This is a genomic window from Mycolicibacterium diernhoferi, from assembly GCF_019456655.1.
Classification (GTDB): Bacteria; Actinomycetota; Actinomycetes; order Mycobacteriales; family Mycobacteriaceae; genus Mycobacterium; species Mycobacterium diernhoferi.
Genome location: NZ_CP080332.1, coordinates 1,117,323 through 1,140,118, shown reverse-complemented (window position 1 = coordinate 1,140,118; position 22,796 = coordinate 1,117,323). Strand labels below are relative to the sequence as shown.

18 protein-coding genes are annotated in these 22,796 nt (G+C 59.8%); 9 read left to right on the top strand and 9 right to left on the bottom strand.

Annotation, left to right across the window (positions count from 1 at the left end):
* The first annotated feature begins 180 nt into the window (after positions 1 to 180).
* From K0O62_RS05430 to K0O62_RS05415, 4 genes are all read left to right on the top strand, one after another.
* Positions 181 to 1,887: a DUF4012 domain-containing protein gene (locus K0O62_RS05430; RefSeq protein WP_097934059.1), complete on the top strand. Its 1,707-nt coding sequence runs from the start codon at positions 181 to 183 to the stop codon at positions 1,885 to 1,887.
* 79 nt (positions 1,888 to 1,966) lie between these two features.
* Entirely contained in the window at positions 1,967 to 3,391 is a 1,425-nt protein-coding gene (locus K0O62_RS05425; protein ID WP_073857168.1) for a tyrosine-protein kinase domain-containing protein, read from the top strand.
* A 4-nt stretch (positions 3,392 to 3,395) separates the two neighbouring features.
* On the top strand, positions 3,396 to 4,688 hold the full coding sequence (locus K0O62_RS05420; protein WP_131817404.1) for an O-antigen ligase family protein: 1,293 nt from the start codon (positions 3,396 to 3,398) through the stop codon (positions 4,686 to 4,688).
* On the top strand, positions 4,685 to 5,434 hold the full coding sequence (locus K0O62_RS05415) for a class I SAM-dependent methyltransferase (RefSeq protein WP_165636990.1): 750 nt from the start codon (positions 4,685 to 4,687) through the stop codon (positions 5,432 to 5,434). The genes K0O62_RS05420 and K0O62_RS05415 overlap by 4 nt, the downstream gene beginning before the upstream one ends.
* 73 nt (positions 5,435 to 5,507) lie before the next feature.
* Here the strand turns inward: K0O62_RS05415 and K0O62_RS05410 are convergent, their stop codons facing one another.
* Positions 5,508 to 6,911 (bottom strand): ArnT family glycosyltransferase, encoded by a 1,404-nt coding sequence (locus tag K0O62_RS05410; protein WP_073856963.1) that lies wholly within the window; start codon positions 6,909 to 6,911, stop codon positions 5,508 to 5,510.
* A gap of 520 nt (positions 6,912 to 7,431) precedes the next feature.
* On the opposite strand from K0O62_RS05410, the gene K0O62_RS05405 reads away from it, so the two are divergent.
* Complete coding sequence (locus tag K0O62_RS05405) at positions 7,432 to 8,952, top strand: right-handed parallel beta-helix repeat-containing protein (RefSeq protein WP_131817405.1); 1,521 nt, start codon at positions 7,432 to 7,434, stop codon at positions 8,950 to 8,952.
* A gap of 89 nt (positions 8,953 to 9,041) precedes the next feature.
* On the top strand, positions 9,042 to 10,295 hold the full coding sequence (locus K0O62_RS05400; RefSeq protein WP_420093262.1) for an IS30 family transposase: 1,254 nt from the start codon (positions 9,042 to 9,044) through the stop codon (positions 10,293 to 10,295).
* 1,075 nt (positions 10,296 to 11,370) lie between these two features.
* On the opposite strand, the gene K0O62_RS05395 is transcribed toward K0O62_RS05400, so the two are convergent.
* From K0O62_RS05395 to K0O62_RS05385, 3 genes are all read right to left on the bottom strand, one after another.
* Positions 11,371 to 11,703, bottom strand: coding sequence for a hypothetical protein (locus K0O62_RS05395; RefSeq protein WP_131817406.1), 333 nt, complete (start codon positions 11,701 to 11,703; stop codon positions 11,371 to 11,373).
* Positions 11,704 to 12,427: 724 nt separating this feature from the next.
* Positions 12,428 to 13,624: a CDP-glycerol glycerophosphotransferase family protein gene (locus K0O62_RS05390; RefSeq protein WP_165636991.1), complete on the bottom strand. Its 1,197-nt coding sequence runs from the start codon at positions 13,622 to 13,624 to the stop codon at positions 12,428 to 12,430.
* A 43-nt stretch (positions 13,625 to 13,667) separates the two neighbouring features.
* On the bottom strand, positions 13,668 to 14,093 hold the full coding sequence (locus K0O62_RS05385) for an FAD synthase family protein (RefSeq protein ID WP_073856968.1): 426 nt from the start codon (positions 14,091 to 14,093) through the stop codon (positions 13,668 to 13,670).
* Positions 14,094 to 14,568: 475 nt separating this feature from the next.
* Between K0O62_RS05385 and K0O62_RS05380 the strand changes: the two genes are divergently transcribed.
* The gene (locus tag K0O62_RS05380; protein ID WP_073856969.1) at positions 14,569 to 16,062 is read left to right on the top strand and encodes a lipopolysaccharide biosynthesis protein; all 1,494 of its coding nucleotides are present in this window, start codon (positions 14,569 to 14,571) and stop codon (positions 16,060 to 16,062) included.
* Between the two features lie 88 nt (positions 16,063 to 16,150).
* Here K0O62_RS05380 and K0O62_RS05375 read toward each other — a convergent pair whose 3' ends face one another.
* The 3 genes from K0O62_RS05375 to K0O62_RS05365 all read right to left on the bottom strand — a co-directional run bounded on the left by K0O62_RS05375 (position 16,151) and on the right by K0O62_RS05365 (position 19,576).
* Complete coding sequence (locus K0O62_RS05375; RefSeq protein ID WP_073857170.1) at positions 16,151 to 17,320, bottom strand: glycosyltransferase; 1,170 nt, start codon at positions 17,318 to 17,320, stop codon at positions 16,151 to 16,153.
* A gap of 153 nt (positions 17,321 to 17,473) precedes the next feature.
* A complete protein-coding gene (locus K0O62_RS05370) occupies positions 17,474 to 19,015 on the bottom strand; it encodes a sugar transferase (protein ID WP_234800139.1) in 1,542 nt (513 codons plus the stop codon).
* A 342-nt stretch (positions 19,016 to 19,357) separates the two neighbouring features.
* The gene (locus K0O62_RS05365) at positions 19,358 to 19,576 is read right to left on the bottom strand and encodes a hypothetical protein (RefSeq protein ID WP_131830415.1); all 219 of its coding nucleotides are present in this window, start codon (positions 19,574 to 19,576) and stop codon (positions 19,358 to 19,360) included.
* Between the two features lie 339 nt (positions 19,577 to 19,915).
* Here K0O62_RS05365 and K0O62_RS05360 point away from each other — a divergent pair, with 339 nt between their 5' ends.
* The gene (locus K0O62_RS05360; protein WP_073857171.1) at positions 19,916 to 20,434 is read left to right on the top strand and encodes an arsenate reductase/protein-tyrosine-phosphatase family protein; all 519 of its coding nucleotides are present in this window, start codon (positions 19,916 to 19,918) and stop codon (positions 20,432 to 20,434) included.
* A gap of 65 nt (positions 20,435 to 20,499) precedes the next feature.
* Entirely contained in the window at positions 20,500 to 21,459 is a 960-nt protein-coding gene (locus K0O62_RS05355) for an endonuclease/exonuclease/phosphatase family protein (RefSeq protein ID WP_234800141.1), read from the top strand.
* 94 nt (positions 21,460 to 21,553) lie between these two features.
* On the opposite strand, the gene rplA is transcribed toward K0O62_RS05355, so the two are convergent.
* Entirely contained in the window at positions 21,554 to 22,270 is a 717-nt protein-coding gene (gene rplA / locus K0O62_RS05350; RefSeq protein WP_073856971.1) for a 50S ribosomal protein L1, read from the bottom strand.
* A gap of 69 nt (positions 22,271 to 22,339) precedes the next feature.
* Complete coding sequence (gene rplK, locus K0O62_RS05345) at positions 22,340 to 22,768, bottom strand: 50S ribosomal protein L11 (protein WP_073856972.1); 429 nt, start codon at positions 22,766 to 22,768, stop codon at positions 22,340 to 22,342.
* Positions 22,769 to 22,796: the final 28 nt, after the last annotated feature.

The following is a 22,796-nucleotide window of genomic DNA, read 5'->3' as shown; positions in this document are numbered from 1 at the left end:
TGTTCGGATCCGCGCCGTCTGATTTGGAAAGCGCGCTGAGTGCCGAAATTCGAACATGTCGATGATGACGACCGTGACCTGTCAGCCGAGGATCGACACGAGAGACTCGACCGTCTCCGTGAAGCCTTGAGGCGACACCGCCGCTCAATCCTGCTGGGCAGTCTTGCGGCCCTCGTGGTGATGGCCGCCTTCATCGGTTGGCTCGCCAAGAGCGGCGTTGACGCGAAGAATGGCCTGGAGCAGGCCCGCACCAATGCCCAACACGCGAAAACCGCGCTGCAGCAAGGAAAGTCCGAGGACGCACTGCGCTTCGCGGACCATGCTCAGTTCCATGCGCAGGAGGCCAGCGATGCCACCCACTCCCTGCCCTGGACGGTGGCAGCGTTCATACCCTGGCTGGGCAGTCCATTCGAGTCCGGCCAGCAGATCTCGGACGTCGTGCTCGGGCTTGCCACCGATGTGCTGAGACCCGCTGCCGAAGCCGGCACGGCGCTGTCCCCGGATCGCCTGATCGACGGCAGCCGCGTGGACGTGCAACTACTGCGCACCGAGGAACCGAAGCTCAGCACGCTCGCGGAGGCAGCCACGAGCCTCAATGCCGACGCCCAGGCGATCTCCGATCCCCGGTTCGTCTCGGTGCTCGCCGACGCCCGCTCACAGCTCCAGGAGCAGACGGCGGAAATCGCCGGACTGCTGGATAACACGGCTTTGGCGGCGCGTCTCGCTCCGCCGATGATGGGTGCCGATGGACCCCGTACCTACTTCATGGCCTTCCAGACCAACGCCGAGGCCCGGGGCACCGGCGGGCTGCTCGGCGGGTTCGGCGTGCTGCGATTCGACAACGGCACTGGGACCGTTGATACGTTGGGCACCAACACCGAACTCGACAAGCCGTTCACTCCGATCGATCTCGGTTCTGAGTTCGAACAGAACTACGGATACGCCAATCCGTTCGGCGACTACCGCAATAGCAACATGAGCTCACACTTCCCCTATGCCGCACAGATATGGAAGTCCATGTGGGCCCAACAGACGGGCATGAATGTCGACGGCGTCATCGCGCTCGACCCGTTCGCGCTCAGCTACATGTTGGGCGCGGTGGGTCCGGTCACCCTGGCCGACGGCGAACAGATCACCAAAGACAACGTCGTCGAACTGACCGAATCGACCGCTTACAGCCGGTTTCCGGACGACCAAGTTGCCCGCAAGCAGTATCTGCAGGATATAGCCAGCGAGGTCGTGAAGAAGATGACGAGTTCGGTCGGGTCGCCGCGGGCGCTACTCGACGCTCTCGGTAAGGCGGTCGGCCAGGGCCGGATCTCCGTATGGAGTTCGGTACCCGCCGAACAGGAACTGCTGGAGACGACGCCTCTCGCGCATATCGTTCCAGACGACGCAGCCCCGTATGCAGAGGTGGTGATCAACAACCTCGGCGGCAACAAGATGGACTACTACCTCGAACGCGAGATCGAGTACGTTGCCGACCGATGCGCCGGTGAGACCCGGATGTCGACTGTCACAGTGCGGTTGAAGAACGCTGTGCCGGATGGCCCACTGCCGGACTATGTAGTCAGCGCCGCCGGACTCAATCCGGAAATTCCCATAGACCTACCGAGCGGCACCATGGTGACGTCGGTACGACTGCTCGGCACTGTCGGCGCAAAACTTGAGAGCGCGCTGTCGAACGGCGAGAAGGTCGCCGTCGCCACGGGGGTCGAACGCAACCATCCCACCTTCGAAATACAGGTGGCGATACCGCCCGGCCAGTCCGGCGAACTGAGTTTCCGGCTGTCCGAACCGGCATCACCGGGTAAGGCTCGTGTCCCGACCCAGCCATTGGTGGATGATGTCCAATCCGTGATATCAGTGCCCGAATGCTCGAATTGAACCTAGAGCGGCTCATGAGAAACCGCGGTATTGCTCCGTGGGCAGAGTTCCTGAACAGTATGCAACGAAGGGGTTGGCGTTGAACCTGCAGGAGTATGTGAAACTGCTGCGATCCAGATGGATCACCGTGGCGGTAACCATATTGGTCGCGCTCGCCGCCGCTGCGACTTACACCTTCCTGACCACGCCGCTCTATCAGGCTTCAACGAGGCTCTTCGTGTCGACATCCGCGGGCGGCTCGGTCTCCGAGACGTACCAAGGTAATCGGTTCTCTCAAGACCGCGTAGTCTCCTACGCCGAGCTCCTCAAAGGGGAGACTTTGGCGCGGCGAACGATAGATAAGCTAGGGCTCGATATGCGGCCAGCCGAACTGCAATCGGCAATCAAGGCAAAAGCGAAGCTCGACACAGTTCTGATCAATGTCGACGTTCTCGATCCATCACCCGTGCAAGCCCGCGATATAGCAAACGCACTGTCTGATGAGTTCGTGAACATGGTGCGCGAACTCGAGACTCCGGAAGGCGCAACAACTCCCGATTCGCGCGTGGTCGTTGAGCAGCGCGCTTCGATTCCTGAGAAGCCAGTTGTACCGCGGACCGCCCGCAACATGGGCCTGGGCCTGCTGGTGGGTATCGCACTTGGAATAGCCCTCGCAGTGGCCCGCGACATGCTGGACAACACGGTCAAGAAGCGAGAACAGCTTGAAGACCTCACCGGCACAGGGCTCGTAGGATCCATTCCGCTTGATAAGGAACGGCGGAAGCAGCCGGCAATCTCCTTCGATAATGACAACTCGGCCATCGCGGAGGCATTCCGGAAGCTCCGTACCAACTTGCACTTCCTGTCGGTAGACAACCCGCCGCGAGTACTAGTTCTCACGAGCTCAGTTCCAAGCGAGGGCAAGTCGACAACGACAATCAACGTGGCACTCGCACTTGCAGAGGCCGGCAACAACGTTGTCATCGTGGATGGAGACCTCCGGCGTCCCACACTGCACAAGTATCTGGACCTAGTCGGTGCAGTCGGCTTCAGCACGGTTCTCAGTGGCGCAACAACTCTCAACGAGGCGTTACAGAAGTCGCGATTCTCGGGATTGACCGTACTTACATCCGGCGCCGTCCCCCCTAACCCCAGTGAGCTCCTCGCATCACAGGCCGCAAAGAGCCTTCTTGCTGAGCTTCGCGCCGAATTCGATTACGTGATTGTCGATTCCACGCCACTGCTTGCGGTCACCGACGCGGCAATACTGGCCGCCGGTGCCGACGGCGTGCTCTTGATGGTGCGATCTGGACACACGAAGTCTGAGCAAATCGGCCACGCAGTCGCGAACCTCGAAAGTGTAGGGGCACCGCTGCTTGGCGCAGTCTTCACAATGGTCCCTGCCAGCGGCAGTGCCGCCTACAGCTACAGCTACTACGGAGAGAGCAGCCCACGTCAGCCTGCTGCCCGCGGCAAGCATTCCTCTACAGGCCAAACCAACCCAACGCCACACGAAGGCGATTGAGAAGGTGAGCCCCCGTAACATCGACGATGTCTCGAGCACCCACGATCCGCCGCCAGCACTTGCGCCAATTGGCAATTCGACCGCAGGTAGACAGCAACGAGCGAGATCTCGCGAATCTGCACGGTCCGCGGAGCGCGATTTCAGCCCGATTGTCACCCCGCTAGCACTTGTCCTTATCGCTTACCCCACGATCGTCGTACTCGAACCGAGCATTCGAGGGCCGTTGCTGCTCGGCGTCACAGCATTGCTCCTGCCCTTGGTACTCATCCGCATCAAGGACATTGCACGGCCGGCTTTACTGTTGATGATCTTCACTGCCGTGTATGCGCTAAGCAGCTGGCTGGGAACGAATCAAAGCCAAGGTTACGTGCATACCACAGCTTTACTATGCACTGGCACAGCGTTTATCACATTTGCAGTCTATGGTTCTGCGATCCTGCAATTCGCATCGGTTCGGGCGCTGATCATCATAATCGTCCTTACCAACGTAGTAGCTATCAGTACAGCCAATTTCACCATGAACGCCGCGGGCGCCACCCTGCTTTATGTGGTGGCATTCGGATACTTGGTCTTGATGCGGCGACAGGAGTCGAACGGCGGATTAATTGCCACACTGTTCTTCTTATCTGGAATGGCAATTGCGCTCAGCTTCGAGGTTCGCTCACTGATCGTAGACTCTGTGCTGTTTATTGTCGCCTTCTACTGCGCAACGCGCCTTCCTAAGCGAGCATATTGGATTGGCGGCATTACAGTATCGGCTTCAGTCATCCTGGGGACGATCTGGTTCTTCCTGAATATCGAGCGTTCGACGTTCATTGCCGAAGCTTCGGTAAGAATTCGCGAGTGGACGGGCGCTCGTGTGGAATCCGGGAGAGACGTGCTCTGGCCGTCAATCCTCCATGCAGTAAGTGAAACACCCATTTTTGGACTAGGGGCCGGCGCCCTGCCGCGAGATGTACTTACAACCCAACTGTCAGCGCACAATTACTACCTGCAGGTCTACATGCAGGTCGGCTTGCTCGGCATAGGTCTACTAGTCGCATTCTTGCTGTCCGCTTGGAAGCGTCTATCGACAGCCACGACAGGTGCCGGACGATTTGGATCCGCACTGTTCCTGCTGTTTCTGGTCCACAATGGCACTGAAGTTTTGATGTTTCAAAACAACACACTCATCGGCGTACCAGCCTGGTGCGCGATTGGCCTCGCGCTCTCATTAGATACCGCTGCAGCATCTTCCGAATCCACCCCCAACGAACTGCATAAATTAGAGAACAGCCGGGCTAGGAGTTGGCATTGAAGGATACATGGCAGCAGACGAAGTTCTCCATAAACGGTGCAACAATCACTGCGTCGAAAGACGCCAACGAACTTGCACCCTCATCACGCATTGTCGCCAGCCTCGTCGCAGATTTCTACCAGCGCACACTGCCCAAGTGGGTTTCAGGAGATTTAGTCGACTTAGGCTGCGGCAAGGCGCCGTTGCTCGGAGCCTATCGCGAACACTGTTCATCAATTGTCCTCGCCGATTGGGCTAATTCACTGCACGAGAACCCACTTCTCGACATCGTGATCGACCTGAACAAGCCCCTTCAGGCATTCGAGAACGAATCCTTCGACGTAGTCGTGTTGTCAGATGTCCTTGAACATATCGCGGAACCGTCAAACCTACTTTCCGAAATTTCCCGGATTCTCAAACCTGGCGGTCGACTTATCCTTAACGTCCCGTTCCTCTACCAATTGCACGAAACGCCGCACGACTACTTCAGATACACGCAGTACGCGCTCGACCGACTCATCGAGAAAGCAGGACTCGAAGTCAAGGAGCTGGTGCCGCTAGGGGGATGGCTCGAAGTCATGGCTGATCTCTGGTCCAAACTACTTCTCCACGCTCGACTGTCCATATTGGTACCGGCACTCCACCGCCTGGTCATGGCCGTACGAAAGACCCCAGTCGGGCGCCGCTTTACCGACAAGACCAGCAGAGTTTTCCCGATCGGTTACGGGTTGGTAGCAGTGAAGGTGCAACGCCTCGAAGAGATATGAGACCAGAAGATCAAACCGACACCTCTGGGCCTTGAGGGACCGAGCATAGGTGCAGACGTATTGAACCCGGTGGTCATGAAGTTTCACCCTCGACGTAACTATCGAACGCACGGCCTCGGATTCTGGCCCAGACCCCGACCAATCCGGTTGCTGCAGCCATGAAAATGAACGGCTCGATGTGCATCCGGTACCTCGCGTGCACCGAAGTCGCTACGTAGGCGACAGTGAGGAGCGCGACTGCGGTGGCGTATATGGCAGCCGGCGCCGGCGCCACGAGGCGACGATTGCGCCAAAGGACCACCAGCCCGATAAAGGCGAAGATGTTCGTTACGACCCAGGGAAATAGGTAAGTTACCTTCCCGGCGACTGCCCCATCGGTCCAGTCGAAGATCCACAGTAATCCGGTTTTGGTGACCTGAAGCTGCATCAGCCTACCGGCCGACACGTGCTGAATGTCGTTCACAAACTCTTCCATGAACTCTTCCTGAATACGGGCCTCATAGTCATCTCCGGGGGCAACCCGCGAGCGAATCTCCTTTCTAGCCGTCCATCCTGCGGAACCAGTGAGTTCCGTGAGGTTTCCGGAGCCGTTGGTGTGCTGGTTGTAGCCTTTCCATAAGTTGTAGCCATCGCTCTGAGCAGTAGGTATGAACCGGCCGAACTCTGCATAATTTCGAACCATCCAAGGCGCCATGATCAGGCCCATTACCGTGAAGATGGCCAGGCATACCTTCAGGCAGCGCTTGCGTTCACGATCCCAGAACACACCGACTAACAACATCACCGGTCCGATTAGCAGCATTTCGGACCGATTCAGCGCTGATAAGCCACTCAGAGCGCCTCCGAGGCAACCATAGAGAAGAGTGTTCGCGGACGCTGACAGCTTCACAGAAACGGCTGCCACGGCCAGGATGAAAAAGACCGCCCAGCACGTCTGGTGGTACGTGGTCGCCACGAACACGAACGTTGGGTAGCACGCGACGATCATCGCGGCCAGGAACGCTACCGGCTCAGATCTAATCAACTTTTCGGTCAAGTAGAACGTTAGGGCGATAGATCCCAGCGATGCGATCAGCCCTACAGCCAGGAACACTGAACGCGCAATGGCTCCGTCACCGAACAACGAAAAAAGTATGAGCCACAGATAGCTGAGTAGCGGCGGCATGTATGCGGAAGCGTAGGAGCCAGATCCGTCTGAATAGAACCTACACAGATCTCCGCCGTTCTGCGCGGCGCAAAGTCCCTGCTGACCGTACTCCCACAGGTTCGCGTCTGCCGTCACATCAGCTTCCAAGAAAAGTGCAACGCCACGCAAAAGGAGTCCGACCCCTAGGGGCGCCAGAAAAAGCCACCTCCGGTCGAGTTTGAAAGCCTGAGGCTCGAGGCTGAGAATACTGCGCATCATCTTGGGCTCCAAGTTCTTGCATTTGAAAGCAAATAGCGTTGTCGGAATTCGGCACGCCTGAAGCAATGACATGACGCCACCATTAAACGACGCACCGCAGTCGGTCAGATTACTAGGACTGCGCTCATCACGCATTTGCTACAAAGCCTTCGAGCAGTCCCCTTGCCTTATCCATTTTGGCCTCATGACCTGTTTGATTAGATCAATTATTGATTCCGCAAACGGTTTTCTTTGAATTTGCAGCGAATTACTTTTGCGTCTGCATCAAATTTTAGGTTCCACATAGATGGACGGCCTCCGTTTACATTTGTGCATTCCGTGACTGACTGATGTCCCACACGAAATGTCGCAGCGAGATGCCGTTCCGGGGTATGGCCTCAATACCCCGCCGCACTGCACACGTAGGGACACCGGCGGACCCACCCGCTGAGATCTCGCGATCCATCCCCGTCGTCTTGCCCACGTCGACCAAGACTTAGGGGCACAGCCGGCAGATCATGAACTCGCCGATGGATTCACCCAGCAGCGATTGCGGTAGCAGCCAGCTCCGCCCGAGTGGCTGAAATGGCATACGCAGGAATGGATAAGTAACGTGAAGAAGGTGAAGTCGGCCCGCAGTGATACCGCTCCGTCACTCGTGTCGAGACGTGCTGCTTTGGGCGCTATTGCAGCTGGGTTGGTGGTCCCAGCAGCGGTGGGGGGATGCTCCACTCCAGCGGGCAAGTCATCTACATCGGTGCAGAGTCGTTCTGAATTGCCGGACGCCCTCGGCCGCGACGGGTATGACTTGCGGCGGTCAGGTGCGGTATGCGACGGCGTAACTGACGACACCGCAGCGTGGGCGCACGCTGTAGACACGGTGGCCGCGGCGGGGGGCGGCCTCATTGAGTGGGTCGGTGTCAGCGTCGCCAGCCAGATCGAGTTGGCCGACAAAGTAGGAATGCGTGGTCTCGGGCCAGGCCGATCGGTAGTCAAGCACAAGGCTGGACGTGCGGATGGGCAGCACCTCATTCTGCTCCGGGCGCCTGACGCAAGAAACGTGGTGCTGCGAGACTTCAGTATTGATGGAAATAACTCAGCCCAAACAGGATTGGCTTCAGGTATCCACTTCGACAACTCAGCTGGAGCCGGCAAGAATGCGGGACGACATCTGATCCGCGATGTGCACATCCGCGATGTCGCGGGGACGGGCATTTTCTGGGGTTACCGCATGCGCTCATCGTTGATCGATAGCGTGAACATGTACCACTGCGATGGATATGGGTTCCACGGCAAAGTCTTCTCGGACAACACTATGCAGAACGTCGATGTCGGCCAATCCGGAAATCACGGCGTTTACTTGGTGAACTGCTTCAACAACAAGTTTGCGAACATCAAGTCGTGGTACTCGGGCCGCATCGTTGCCGGTGCTGCAGGGGTCTACCAGCGCAACGGGGCGATCAACGTCTACACGAACGTGACGACGCAAGAAAACTCCGGCACCGGACTGACGCTGTACGGGGCGGACAGCCCTATCTCCAGCGTCACCGTGCGCAGCTTCAACTCCGATAGCGATAACGCCGCGGGTGCCACGTCGAACAGCGGGATTTCCCTGAACAATGTTCACCATTCGATTTTCGATGTCGCCGTATCATCTAAGGCGCCCCTCAAGGCGACGCCGTTCGCCGGCATCTCGGTCTCGGGATCAACGCAAAACAAGATCATCGCCAACATTGATCCGGCGGCGGTTACGTGGCCGGCGGTCGGAAACTCATTCTTGGATAACGCGATCGACCTCTGCCGTGGCGGATCGTCATCGACTTCGTCCGACCACGACGGACTGGTACCCGTAAATGTTTACGAGCACCAAGAACATCACGTGACTCTGACCGGAGACGCTACGATCGATACGCCTTCCACCCCCCGAGGCCAGCCGCCAACCGGACTGCGCTACCGATTCGTCTTCGTCCAAGACCAAGCCGGGGGTCACGAGATCACGTGGCCCAGTGCCTACAAGGTCCCAGCTTCCGCGGTCTTGGACACGTCAGGTGGTACGCGCTCGGTACTCGACTTCGAGTGCACCGGCGATGCCGACTGGATCATGACCAGTTTCATTACTGGGATTCCGGCCTGAATTGTCAGCTCCGGTTGAATCCTGCGCAGCCTGCTCCGGGGTGGTTTCTAGGCGTTGTCGCAACACTTCTCTAGGTTCTGGAGGTTGTGTTGGCATCGTCGCGTCGAGTGAAGAAAGGGCCGGGGCGTCGTCCGCAATCGGCCAAGCGTCAGCGGTTCATGGAGTTGCGGGCTCGAGGGTGGAGCGTGCGCGCCGCGGCCCGCGAAGTCGGCGTATCCCGGTCAGCGGCGACGAACTGGACGCGCGGCTATAAGACCTACCGCAACGGCGTCGAGGCCGGGTTCGTTCCGCCGCTGGATCGCTTGGAGGTCCGCGAGATCAGCGCGAGATACCTGTCCCAGGATGAGCGTATCGAGATCGCCGATCTGCGCCGCTCGGGTCTGAGCCAGCGGGCGATCGCCGACCGGCTCGGTCGAGCGCCGTCGACAATCTCGCGGGAGCTGCGGCGAAACATCCCAGCCGGCCGCGGCTATCAGCCCTTCGATGCTCATCGGCGAGCCACCGCTCGACGTGCGCGTCACCATCGGCGCCGGGTCGACACCAATGACCGCCTCAGTGCCATAGTCACCGAGCTGCTTGGGAAGCGGTGGAGCCCGCAGCAGATCAGTCGCCACCTGCGCCAGCGCTTCCCCGATGAACCATCGATGCGGTTGTGCCACGAAAGTATCTATCAGGCTGTCTATCAACCGAGTTCACGCTTCTTGCAGCCCACGCGGTTGGCGCCGCACCGGCGTTCACCGCTGCGCACCGGTCGTGACCATCGTCGGGCGCACCAGCGCCAGCAGCGCCGGCGTCCACGGTTTCAGCAGCCGATGCTGACCATCCACGATCGGCCCTTCGCGCCGATCGACCGGTCACAAGCCGGGCACTGGGAGGGAGATCTCATCGTCGGCAACAACCACCTCTCAGCGATCGGCACCCTGGTCGAACGCCAGACCCGGATGCTGCGACTCGTGCATCTGCCTCGCGCCGATTCCGACTCGCTGCACGCTGCTCTGGTGGCCCGCATGCGAGATCTGCCACCGGCGATGATGCGATCGATTACCTGGGACCAGGGCACCGAGATGGCCCGCCACCTGGCCACCGCAGAGAAGCTTGGCGCGCCCGTCTACTTCTGCGACTCCAGATCTCCCTGGCAACGCGGCACCAACGAAAACACCAACGGACTGTTGCGCGACTACTTCCCCAAGGGCGTTACGCTCATCAACCATCCACCGGAGCATCTACGGGCCGTTGAGGACGAACTCAATGATCGACCCCGCATGGTCCTCCAAGATCGTTGCCCTGCGGACCTATTCGCTGCGCTGCTAGCCTCATCTGGTCCGTCGGTGTTGCGACGTTGACTAGAACCCACCCCGGAACTACCTGCTCACTTTTCGACCGGAGCTGACACTGAATCAACCTCTGCGGTAGGCCCTTCGTCGATACAGCCCCCGTTGCACACACTCGGCTGGCTCAGGCTGCAACAGAGTGCGGCGGGCGGGTCATCCCCACACGTATGGAGGGATACCAATGAACCCATATCGGCTTGTCGGGGTGGACTCGCGCCAATCACCGCGGCACGGGCAGCACTCATAACTTTGTCGCCAAAGTGATTGACCTATCTTGATATCGGGCTCGTGGCGGATTGCCACGGCGGTGGAAACTGCTGCAGAAGCTGGGTCGAATCGAACCTGTCTTTGTTGAGGCGGACCAAGAAGCGGCGAACACGCTCCCCGGGCGTGTCGTCTGCGCGGCACTCGGGAGCCAGGATGGCCTGACAACAGAGTTGCGAATTGCTCGCGAAACCGATCCCTGAACGGTGGCCCAGCGAGCTTGCCTCTTCTGTCGAGGCCGTTGAGCGAATCCCCGTCGCCCTATCCCGCCTCGATGAGGTGTGGCCGAAGATCTCCGCGCACCGCACTTCATCAAGGGTCGATGTCCAAGGCTACGACCGCGAAGTGCTGAAGGCTTCGGCGATCTCTTGCACGATGTGCACTGCGCCGAAGTCGAGATTCAAGGCCAACTCATTACAGGCGGGCACAGAAGCCGTCGTTTTCAACGCATTCTTCGCGCGGGCAGACTTGCACGCACATCCCTCGGTAAGACTGTGGAAAGTGATGAACAGGATCTGCAGCGCCAGGAGGGTCAGCGCATTCAGGATCTAGCCAGGACAAAGTCGATGAGGTCCGCCAGATCAGTGCAGCCGATTCCTGATTCCTGATTCCACACTCGCACTCGTCAAATGGGTTCAGTTCACGATACCCGGATGAACTCGATGCCTGTGTCGAGCGCGGTCACCACTAACGACGTGGGCATTGCCTGGGACGGCGACCGGACTTCGAACGGCTTCAACTCATTCAACCGATGCCTGAACTCGTCACGGTCATCGAACTCGGAAGGGCAGATGGATCGGGGCAAAGCGTGATTGCGCGGCCATCACTCGACGAGCCAGGCACGTGCCACCTCGGCAGAAATTGCATCGTTGCCGCCGTTTGCGAAATTTTCGTGCCACAGCCCTTTTTGCCTTGGCCGAGATGGCCACCACTCGGCGGCGGTCTCCGACACCTGCCGCGTCTCGACGCCGGAAGCAACTGCCGCGTAGTGCAGCCAGAAATCGTCTGCGCGAGGGCAATACCGCATGAACTCGTCACCTCGCTCACGCAACGCGTTGAGCACTTTCGGCGGGTAGATCACACCGGAGACGCCTGTCGGGAGAAGATCTAACGATGAAGCCGTGCTCGTGCACAGCGCCCAACTGCTGTAGGGCATGCTGCTAATAGTCCTGCATCGATACGCCGTTACTTCGTCCTCGCGATGTGCCGAAACGAGACCCTTCAACCACTGGCGGGGATACAGGACATCGTCATCGGCCGTAACCAGCGGACCATCTAATGGACACTCCATGATGTAGGGGAAGTATTTCTTGTGCGGTCCGTAGTCTGCGCATGCCCTAACTTCGAGACCTCGCCTTGTCAAGCGTTGCAGAGTCCGCGGCAGTTCCGCGGTGACAGACTCCTCATCCAGCCATAGCACCACCCGTCGCGGACGAACCTCACCTCGTCCAATAGTTTCGAGTGTCTTCCAAACATGCCGAGTCCGGCGTCCGTATGAGGTCAGCGAGACATCACACCGCTCGGAGCCCGTCAGAGGCGATCTGGACCCGAAGTTGAGGCAACGAAGCCACAAGCTATATCCAGCGATCTGCAAGACCACAAGTATCTTGCCAGTCAACCTTTCCGGCATCGACCCACTGTTTCGTACCAATCGAAGTCGAATTGCTCCCGGTCGAATCAAGGCATACCTCCCAGCTGTGCAACTTGTCTACTCGTGCAAAGGGATCCGGACGAACCGCGTACGAGGATTGGTGCGGTCCCCACTTGGGGCGGCCGACCATCAGGCCCGTCCCTGCCGAATGCTCGGATTCCAGGACTGGAGTTGATAGCGACAGTGGCTCTCGGACGAACACGCCGGGACTCGTACCACAGTTGAAACACTAGTTCCGGGTCGGCCGCTCCACTGTCACCATCTCAGTCCTCAGCGGACTGAGGCGGGGCCCGAACCTCCCCTTGGCTGCCAGTTCATCCAGAATCCTTTCGGCAACACCACTTTCACGTACTAAGCCGATGTGCTCCGAGACTTCACGCCGGCGCGCCTCCGTAAGGGCACCTTTCGACAAGACATCCTCAGCAAATGCCGCTATGTCAGCAGCCGTTCGAACCCGCGGTCCGGGTAGCCATTCCAGAGCATCTGGAGGGTCAAACCCGCGACTATCCGCGTACGTTGCTTCATCCGGAACAAGAAATCCGATCGGCCGATCGAGAGTCAGGTAGTCAATCCATACGCTTGAGTAGTCTGTCAACAGACCATTGGCACACCCAAGTAGCTGATACAGGAAGACGCCGTTTTGAACAAGCGCGTCGTTCGTGACGGTGATTGCGCCAGCGATCTCGTGACGATCAGCGTCGCTTGGATGCGGCTTTACCACCACCTGGATGCCTGCGTTCGCCAGGCCGTCAACGACCACCTGGGCAGATGCGTTGACTAAGTCGGCACCGGGATCTTCCGCGCCTGTCGACGTGGCGAGCTGCCGAGTACTTCGCCGGAAAGTAGGCATCCACACTACGAACGGACGGGCTGGGTCTATACCGACACTCTTCAGGGCTCCCGGATCAACCTCTCCGAACTGGTCCACCCGGGGATTGCCGGTAAGCAGCAGGCCGCCATCTGGCAGGCGGCACTGCCGCGCCATGATCGCGCCCTTCCACCGTGTTGCCGCGACCAAGTAATCCGCGTGCACGTATGGCCGACCCCGCTCGTCCGCCATTATTCCCACCTTGATGCCCCCGCCATGCCACAAGTTCACTAGGGTCTTCCTAGGCACTCGCCTCGGGCAGCCGTAAACACCGTGCGTGAACAGGGAGACCTCGGCTGTCACGAATCGGAAAAGAGCTCGGAGCGATTTGTACTGGAGGATCGCGACCCGCTCGGATTGATCAATCCGAGCGTCCCGTAACACTTTTCGCGCGGTCACAGGGCTATCCGCTAGGAGATATACACCTCCACCATATCTATCCACGAGCGCTCGAACCATCTCGACGGAGTTGCCTTCTGAGTCGGGATAGCCGTGCACGACGACATACGGACGTTTCGGAGTTGTCAGCAACAGCAGCCAAACGACCCATGGCTTCACGCGCCGCACGATCCGCCGAGCTAGAACCGTCAACACCTGATGATCACGCATCCGAGCCGTGCAACCCGTTCAACGCATCACGCAGCTTGGTGCTCGACGTTGATTGCGTGTACGGGAGGTAGACGATTTCGACTCCGAGCGGTTCAAATTGAACCTCCAGGTTGTTCCAGACGTCTGTTCCTCGCCAGTCGTCGCCGACGAACATCTTGTTGAACCGAAGCGCTTCCCATGCCAGCAGCTTGTTCATAGACGTCTGTGGCACCGTCATGTCGACGCACCTAAGGGCCGCGACGATCTGTCTCCGTTCCTCGAACGAGACGACTGGCAGCTTCTGCTTTCGCTCGCGCGAGAGTTCGTCGGTGGTGATGCCGACGATCAGCTGATCGCACAGGGCTTTGGACCGCTCGAGCACACGCAGGTGGCCAATATGAAACATGTCAAATACGCCCGTGGTGTAGCCGAAAATCATTCTCGCTAGTTCCTCCCTGCTCTATCCCCGCGCCCAAGTGCTGCCGTTGCGAGATCGCGCTTTTTACATGCTAGCTGTCACCGCTCAAAGTACGCGGGGCATGATCTTGCTTCATGTAACGCGACCTCGCACCACCAAAGCCAGCCATGTTCGCGCCTTCCAGACAAGTTATTCGGCGGAAGTACCAGGCCGAGGCTCGCCAGTCACAAAATTCGCGATTAGGCTGTAACTCGCAGTGAACATCATCATATGCCGTATTGCGACCGAGCACACGCGTTGTTCAGGTACCTCAGGGCAGGCGCGATCCTGTGCAGCTACAGGAACCACAACCACGGGAAGGCTACTGTAAGACGATGTTCCAACCCGACGGTCAAGCACTCGGTGCCAGAATAGACCCCGCGCAGGCTGATAATGCCACTGAGTCGAACTCCGTACCAGCGTCCGCAATTATCGCAATACCGCTCTGCGACCTTTCATGAGAAGGAACACAGGGGCCAGTTCCCACGAAGATGTGGTTTCGCCGAACTTAGGCAAGCGCGCAGCACGCGGAGCTGCAATAACCATGGGTGGCCAATTCGTTCGAATTTTGGTGCAGTCAATCGGCGTCGTTGTTATGGCGCGCATACTCCTGCCCGAAGATTTCGGCCTGCTCGCCATGGTCATCGCTATTATTGGCGTCGGCGACATCCTGAGGGACTTTGGACTCTCTGCCGCAGCGGTCCAAGCAGCGGATCTTTCGGTCAAGCAACGCAGCAATCTATTTTGGCTTAATACATTATTAGGGGGGGTTATCGGGGGGATAGCCTATCTGGCGTCCTGGTCCATCGCTTCCCTGTATGGCGACCCGCGGCTTGTTGCGATCACGCAGGTCCTGGCCGTCACCTTCCTCTTCAACGGCATCGCTGCGCAGTTCCGCGCGAACCTGCAGAGATCCCTGGCATTCACGTCACTCGTCGTCGCCGAACTTGCTGGGCTGACAACGGGCGTCGCCGCCGGAATTATCGGAGGACTGGCCGGCTGGGGATACTGGGCTTTGGTCTTCCAGTTCGTCATCAACTCAGCCGTTGTGATGACAGTGCTCGGCATGACCTCCAAATGGCTTCCTCGTGGGTATTACCGGGGCGAAGAAACCAGAAAATTCATCCGGTTCGGATTGGATCTTTTCGGCTACCAACTTCTTAATTACTCTAGCAAGAATATTGACTCTATTTTGATCGGTCAACAATTCGGTGCCACTGCTCTTGGTTACTACAATCGGGCCTTTCAGTTACTCACCCTGCCGCTTAGTCAGATAGCCAGCCCATTGCTGCGAGTTGCACTTCCGGTCTTGTCTAAAGTACAGGCCGATATTCGCACGTTCAATATTTACCTTGCTAAAGCGCAGTCCGCACTACTCGCAGCTATGCTTTTCCTGCTAATAGCCCTTGGCGCACTCGCAGAGCCCGCGGTTGAGATAGTTCTCGGCGATGAATGGCTACCGACCGCCGAACTATTCCGAATCCTCTCGATCGCCGGCGTATTTCAAATGCTGAGCTATCCGATTCTATGGGGCTACTTGGCTCTAGGCCTCACACGCACCAACCTCAAACAGGCCCTGATTTCGCGACCGCTTACGATCGCGCTGATCATCGGTGGCGCTCTTATCAGTGTAGAGGGGGTCGCTTGGGCTTACGCCCTGGGTAATGCAATCGCGTGGCCAATCGCTCTCGCTTTTCTCGCTCGCACCTCAAGTGTGGATGTGCGTCCTCTGTTCCGCAGCTCCGTGCAGATCCTTTTCGCGAATGCAATGGGGGGAATTGCCGCATTCTCCATAACGCATTGGGCCCAACTCGATAATCCCTGGGGACAAATTGCAATCGGTGTATCTGTGATGGCCGGGGTGACCGCCGCGGTAATACTGCTCGTCCCGCCACTTCGGCGGGCCTATGCGGAGGTATTTCGGTCGGGCCTGAAGTCAATCCGCCGGTAAACGGGTTGCAGAGCCCGGCGCCGGCGGTCTGCCCCCACGGAGGGATGCCCACCTGATCGCGCGCAAGACTGGTTGTCGTCCGCTGAAATCAGCTTGCCGATGTCCCACTCGGAGAACGTGATTTCGCCGGATTCCACGTCACCATCGTCTGTCCGCGCAATGCACGCACCACGCCGACGAGGGTCGCAATCAACGCAAGCACGAGTTCGGTAACCGCGGAATGCGGCCCTCTGGTCGAGTGGTAGCCCAACGACAGCAGCAGCGCGAGCACCAACAGCAGAGCAAGACCCAACATCGGTGCCACTATCGCTGCGGCGGCAATCCCCAGAACTGTCCCGAGAATCAAGTAAGCGCCACCGAACCATCGAATCGTCTTGTGCGAGGCATACTTGAAGCGGTCGACGCGCGACATCTCACGTCGCTTCTCCCGGAGATAACGGTGAGTCCCAAACGCTCTCGCAGCAATCCGGATCTTCCTCGCGAACTCGTCGGATCGAGCGGAAACCAGCCGTTCGTAGGCGATCACATCGTTCGACTTCACCAGACGGTAGCCCCGGAACACACATTCCATCGAGACGGTGAGGTCGTCGAGAACTGTGTCCGGAAATTGCGGATAGAGCGCCCTTCGGATCGAGAAGATCGAACCGTCCGCTCCCATAACGCTTCCCGTTGCCGACTCCAGATCCTTCAACTTCTCATCAAGCTGCCAGTACTTTCCTCCCACCGATGCTGTCGCAGACCCCTCAGCACCCAGGTACTTCAGAGCTCCGCAAACTCCTCCCACCGCCGGGTCTGCGTAACACGCTGCAAGTGCGTCTAGCGCGTCAAGATCGAGAAGGACGTTCGCATCAGTGAAGACCAGGTATTCCGTGTCCGCCGCAGCCGCAAGCAACTTCATTCCGTGGGCTTTTCCGTTCCGTCCACCACCTCTCACCAGGGAGATGAATGGCGCGTCACGCTCGATCATGTCGGCGGTGCCGTCGTCCGACCCATCATCGAAAGCATGTATCGACAGCTGCGGATAACGTGCTTTGAGCTCCCGCATGTTCGCAAGCTTTGCAGGCATCGACTCAGCTTCATTGAAGGCGCAGAACAGCATGCTGAACTGTCTGCCATCGGCAGCGTCGGGACGACCGCGCTCGATCGGCCTTTTTCTCAGGAGCAGAAGAAGAGCCGGATACACCGCGTATGGGTATATCACCGCCAAAGCACACGCCACAGCCCCCAGCAGCAACGAGATAGTCAGCAGGTCAGTCAATTCGAGTAGCATCGGACGCGCTACCCCTTCCGATCGGAGCTAGTCGGCTTTTGCGGCGCGTAGTCCGCCAGTCCCACAGCGTGACTACGTATCTCACTCTTCAAGAGTTCTGGCCTGCCGAGGGAACACCCTGTTTGGCAACATCGGCTGAGATCACCGTTCGCGGTAGAGCACGACCGCGCGGAAGGTCCGGATGATGATTTTGATATCCAGCCAGAGCGACCAGTTCTCGATGTAGAAGTTGTCATAGCGGCACCGGTCGGCGATCGACGTATCACCCTTGAGTCCGCTGACCTGAGCGAAGCCGGTCAGCCCCACCTGTACGCGGTGACGGTGTGCGTACCTGTCAAACTGCGACGAGAACTGTTCAACGAAATGTGGGCGCTCAGGCCGGGGCCCGACGACGGTCATATCGCCACGGAAGATATTCCAGAGCTGCGGGAGTTCGTCGATCGACGTTCGCCGCAGGAACTTTCCGACTGGCCCAACGCGGTTGTCGGAAGCGACATTCCACTGAGTCTGTGACTCGGCCTCGTTGGCCGGCCTCATCGAACGGAACTTCAGTAGTTCGAACTCCCGCCCATCGCGGCCAACTCTGTTCTGCCTGAAGATCACTCCGGGTCCGCCCTCCAGCCGGACAGCCAATGCGGCAACCGCCAGCACCGGCGACAGGACGATGAGAGCCGCACCCGCCGACACAATATCGAAGAGCCGTTTCCCGATCCGGGCAAGCCCATGGAGATTCGGGTTCCGGATACGCATGATCGGAATCGACCCGATGTGATCGGCCGTGCCGGTCAGCGTGTGGAAGTGGTGCAGTCGCGGCACCACAAGCAGTTCCGCCGTCATGCCCACCTTGGTGCGCACCGCGTCAATCAGTGCCCGTTCATCGAAGTCGCCATCGGCGACCAGAATGGTGTCGGCGCCACTGGTGATGAGTGCCATGTCCAAGTCTGCGAGTCGACCGAGGCGAGGTAGGAGGTCCGCCGCGGGGCAGGACGTACTGTCGTCGACGAACCCGACCGGCACCAATCCGTATTCCCGGTGCTCCGTGAGAACTCTGGCGAGTTCCTTCGCGGTGGGCCCGCCACCGATCAACACGGTGTGATGCTTGGCAATGCCACGTCGGCGGCCCCACGCACACAGGCGTGTCGTCACGACCCGCCCGATAACCACCAACGCCACGGCCTGACACGCGGTCTCCAGAAAGACCAGAACCTGGGGCTTGGCATGCAGATGCAGAACGACAGCCGCGACCGCAGCCACCGTCGCCAGAAGGCGCGTCACGATCGCCGGCAGCTCGTCGAGGACGCTGAGGTGTAGCGGGGCTACGTAACGGGTGCCGCCAGACAGAAGAAGTGTGCCCAGGACAGCCATAGTCAAGACCGTCAGCGGCTGCCAGGGACGCCACGCGAGTGGCACCATCATCATGACGAAATCAACGACCGGCACCACCATCCATGCCCGCACACGACCGAGACGGTTGCGCACCGCATGGTTCCGTGAAGTCCTCCTCTGTGCGGCGGGCACACCATGACCGGAGACGTAAGGCAGCGGCCCTTTTACAAGGAGTTCGGCGACCTGCTGAGCTTGCGCCGGCATCCCCTGCGCCCCGGGGCCGACGGCGGTGAGGTCCGCCTTCCCCCCTGGTGCGGTGCGGTGCACGGAAGCCGGATTGGGGTTTACGACCGTCATGACTGCGCGTCCATGCCGAATAGGCTATTATTTACGGCCTCGTCAGCTGGCAAATTGGTTATCCCATTTACGAACCGCATCCGGCTCGCATCGCCAATCGCCCCCCATACGCCGGCCAACGCGAGCCCTCGGTCGGTCGTCATACGCATCAGTCCCCTGTCGCTATGCGTCATCACTTTGCCAAAGCACTTCGCTCGTACGCCGCCAGCTGACCACGCTGGATCTTCCACGGCAGTCGGCCAGCCGCACGAGTGAATATACATTGAGCTGGATGTTAGTCGGATGTTTACCTCTTGGACAGCCAGGAACTGGATTTTTCCCAGAGTTAACCCAGAAACGTCGTCATGGAATCGCTGCGGCGGTCAAATATCCTGGTAGAGCGCCTTTCACCGTGACGTCCTCCAATCGTTCGACATGCACCACTCCGCCTTCGACAACCGGTACGGAAGTACCTGACACCCAGCCATCGATGTTTGCTGGGATAGCAATTCGCGGAACGGTCCCAACGAAGACACTCACCTCATTCGGCGCGGCAGAGATGAAGCCGACAGGACCAACCATCAGACCACCTGGGCAACCCGGGCATCCTCCAGCAAACACTTGACGTGGAGGGATCTAGTCGACGATGAGCACCGCGAACTTGTCCATGACCGTCAATTCATCGGCGACACGTCGTCCTCGATCTGGCACCGGGGTACCGTTGCTGAATTCCGGGGACGGGGATCGAGTAGAGCGATGATCCGTCCACTCAGAAATTTGCCGCACAGGATCACGCCGAGGTTGGTCGACGCCCCAGTACCGTCCGTCAGCTCGGAAACACGGGATACTGGACCGTAGGCTGCCGTAGTCGACCTGCAGCCGACCACCGATATGGACCCGCCCACCACGAGGGAGCGCATCCTGCACGTCTTATTCGTCTGCACCGGGAACATCTGCCGGTCACCCACTGCCGAACGCCTGGCCGCGGCCTTTGCAGCGGCCCAGGGCATCCCCGAGTTCACCACCTCGAGCGCCGGCACGCGGGCGGTGACAGGCCACCCGGTCCACCCGGAAGCTGAACAGGTTTTGCACGGTCTGGGCGGTGATTCCGATGGGTTTGCTGCTAGGCAGCTGACGGCGAAAATCGCGGCTGGGGCCGATCTCATCCTGACGATGACTCGTGCGCATCGGGACGCGGTTCTGGAGCTGGCACCGCAGCGGCTCCACCGTGCCTTCACACTGACCGAGGCGTCACGCCTGATCACGGACCTTCACGCACACTCTGTTGCAGAACTCGCTAATCTGCGGCCTCACCTGGCTCAAGATCAGATTCCGGACATTCCGGATCCCATCGGCCAGAGTCGGGAGGTGTTCGCCACCGTCGGCGAACAGATCGCCGCACTACTGCCCCCGATCGTCGAACTTTGCCGTCCTCGCTGAGTTCTCGTTCCCAGCACCACCGCTCGCGATCGCGGTGGCTGCGACCTCCGCGGCTGCCGGCCTTCGTGGCGACTGCTGCGCTGCTGTACGGCGCAGCAGCGCTGCTCGCACAGACCCTGTCGCTGTCAAATCTGGTGGCGCTCATCGTCGCAGCCAGCGCGCCCTACGCTCCCCTGGCATCGTTCGCCGCGCTGGTGATCGCGGTTCTCTACCGCAGAAAGGTACTGGCGGCCGCCGCGGCAATCCTGCTCACGGCAGCCCTGGCGATCCAGATCCCGTGGCTCTATCTGGGCCACACGTCTGACGGCGGCCCCGAGACCACCGAACTTCGGGTTCTCGCCTCGAACCTCCAGAAGGGTCACGCGGACGCGCCGTTCTTCGTCGACCTCGCAACCCGCAGCGCGGACGTCATCACCGTCTCCGAGCTGACCGCCGAGGCCGTCACACGCTTGCGCGAGGCAGGAATCCGCAAGGTGTTCCCGTATTCCATCCTGGAACCCCGGCCCAACGCCAAAGGCATGGGCCTGTGGAGCCGGTATCCACTCACCGCGCTCCCCCGGTCAACACACCGGAACAACTTCATCGCCGCACGGGTGCGCGTACCCGGCGTCCAGAACAACCCGCTGGTGGCCAGCGTGCACCTGACGTCTCCGCTTGCGGCCGGTGCCAACACTTTCGACGCCTGGCAACGCCGGATCACCGCTGCAAAGACCGAATTCACCGAATACGCCGAGACCGCCGGCCCGGCCGCGGTGATCATCGCCGGCGACTTCAATGCCACCGCCGACATGAAGCAGTTCCGCGATCTGCTCACCACCGGCTACCGCGACGCCGTCAACCAGACCGGGGCCGGCTTCATGCCCACCTACTCCCCGCACCCGTGGATCCCGCCCGTGATCGCCATCGACCATGTACTGACCCGCAATTCGGCGGTGCAGTCCATCCATTCCGTCGACGTCCCGGGTTCGGATCACCGCGCGCTGCTGGCCACCGTCGCCATACCGCTGGACCCCACGGAACCCTGAAACGCCGAAACCCCGCCACAAGGGCGGGGTTTCGGGTGTTGGTTCTAAAGACCAGGACTACGCCTGCTCCTCTGACCTCACGGTCGGATCCGGCTTACGCCTGCTCCTCCACCGCAAAGTTGCGGGTGACCGCCGGGTCGACCGGGATGCCCGGGCCGGTGGTGGTGGAGACGACGACCTTCTTCAGGTAGCGGCCCTTCGAGGACGACGGCTTGGCCCGCAGCACCTCTTCGAGGGCGGCGCCGTAGTTCTCGGCGAGCTTGGTCGCGTCGAAGGAGGCCTTGCCGATCACGAAGTGCAGGTTGGCCTGCTTGTCGACGCGGAAGTTGATCTTGCCGCCCTTGATGTCGTTGACCGCCTTGGTGACGTCAGCCGTCACGGTGCCGGTCTTCGGGTTCGGCATCAGACCGCGCGGGCCCAGCACGCGCGCAATGCGGCCGACCTTGGCCATCTGGTCGGGGGTCGCGATCGCGGCGTCGAAGTCCAGGAACCCGCCCTGGATCTTCTCGATCAGGTCATCGCTGCCGACGATATCGGCGCCTGCAGCGGCAGCCTGCTCGGCCTTCTCTCCCACCGCGAACACCGCGACACGGGCCGTCTTACCGGTGCCGTGCGGCAGGTTGACGGTGCCGCGCACCATCTGGTCTGCCTTGCGGGGGTCGACACCCAGACGGATCGCCACCTCGACGGTCGCGTCCTGGTTCTTCGACGAGGTCTCCTTGGCCAGCTTTGCGGCCTGGAGCGGGGTGTAGAGATTGTCGCGATCCACCTTCGCGGCGGCTTCGCGGTAAGCCTTGCTGTTCTTGCTCATGTGTTCTCCAGTTTCAGAGGTCGTGGTTGCGAGCCGAAGCGGGCTCTCCCACGGAATTGCTTTGTCGTACTACTCGACCGTGATGCCCATGGACCGAGCGGTGCCGGCGATGATCTTCGCGGCAGCGTCGATGTCGTTGGCGTTGAGATCTTCCTTCTTGGTCTCGGCGATCTCGCGCACCTGGTCCCAGGTCACCTTGGCGACCTTGGTGGTGTGCGGGGTGCCGGAACCCTTCTGCACGCCTGCGGCCTTGAGCAGCAGCTTGGCGGCGGGCGGGGTCTTCAGCGCGAACGTGAAGGTGCGGTCCTCGTAGACGGTGATCTCTACGGGGATGACGTTCCCGCGCTGCGACTCGGTCGCGGCGTTGTACGCCTTGCAGAATTCCATGATGTTGACGCCGTGCTGGCCGAGTGCAGGACCGACCGGCGGGGCGGGGTTGGCCTGCCCGGCCTGGATCTGCAGCTTGATCAGCCCGGCGACCTTCTTCTTCGGGGCCATGCTGTGGTTTTTCCTTCTCTCGATGGGC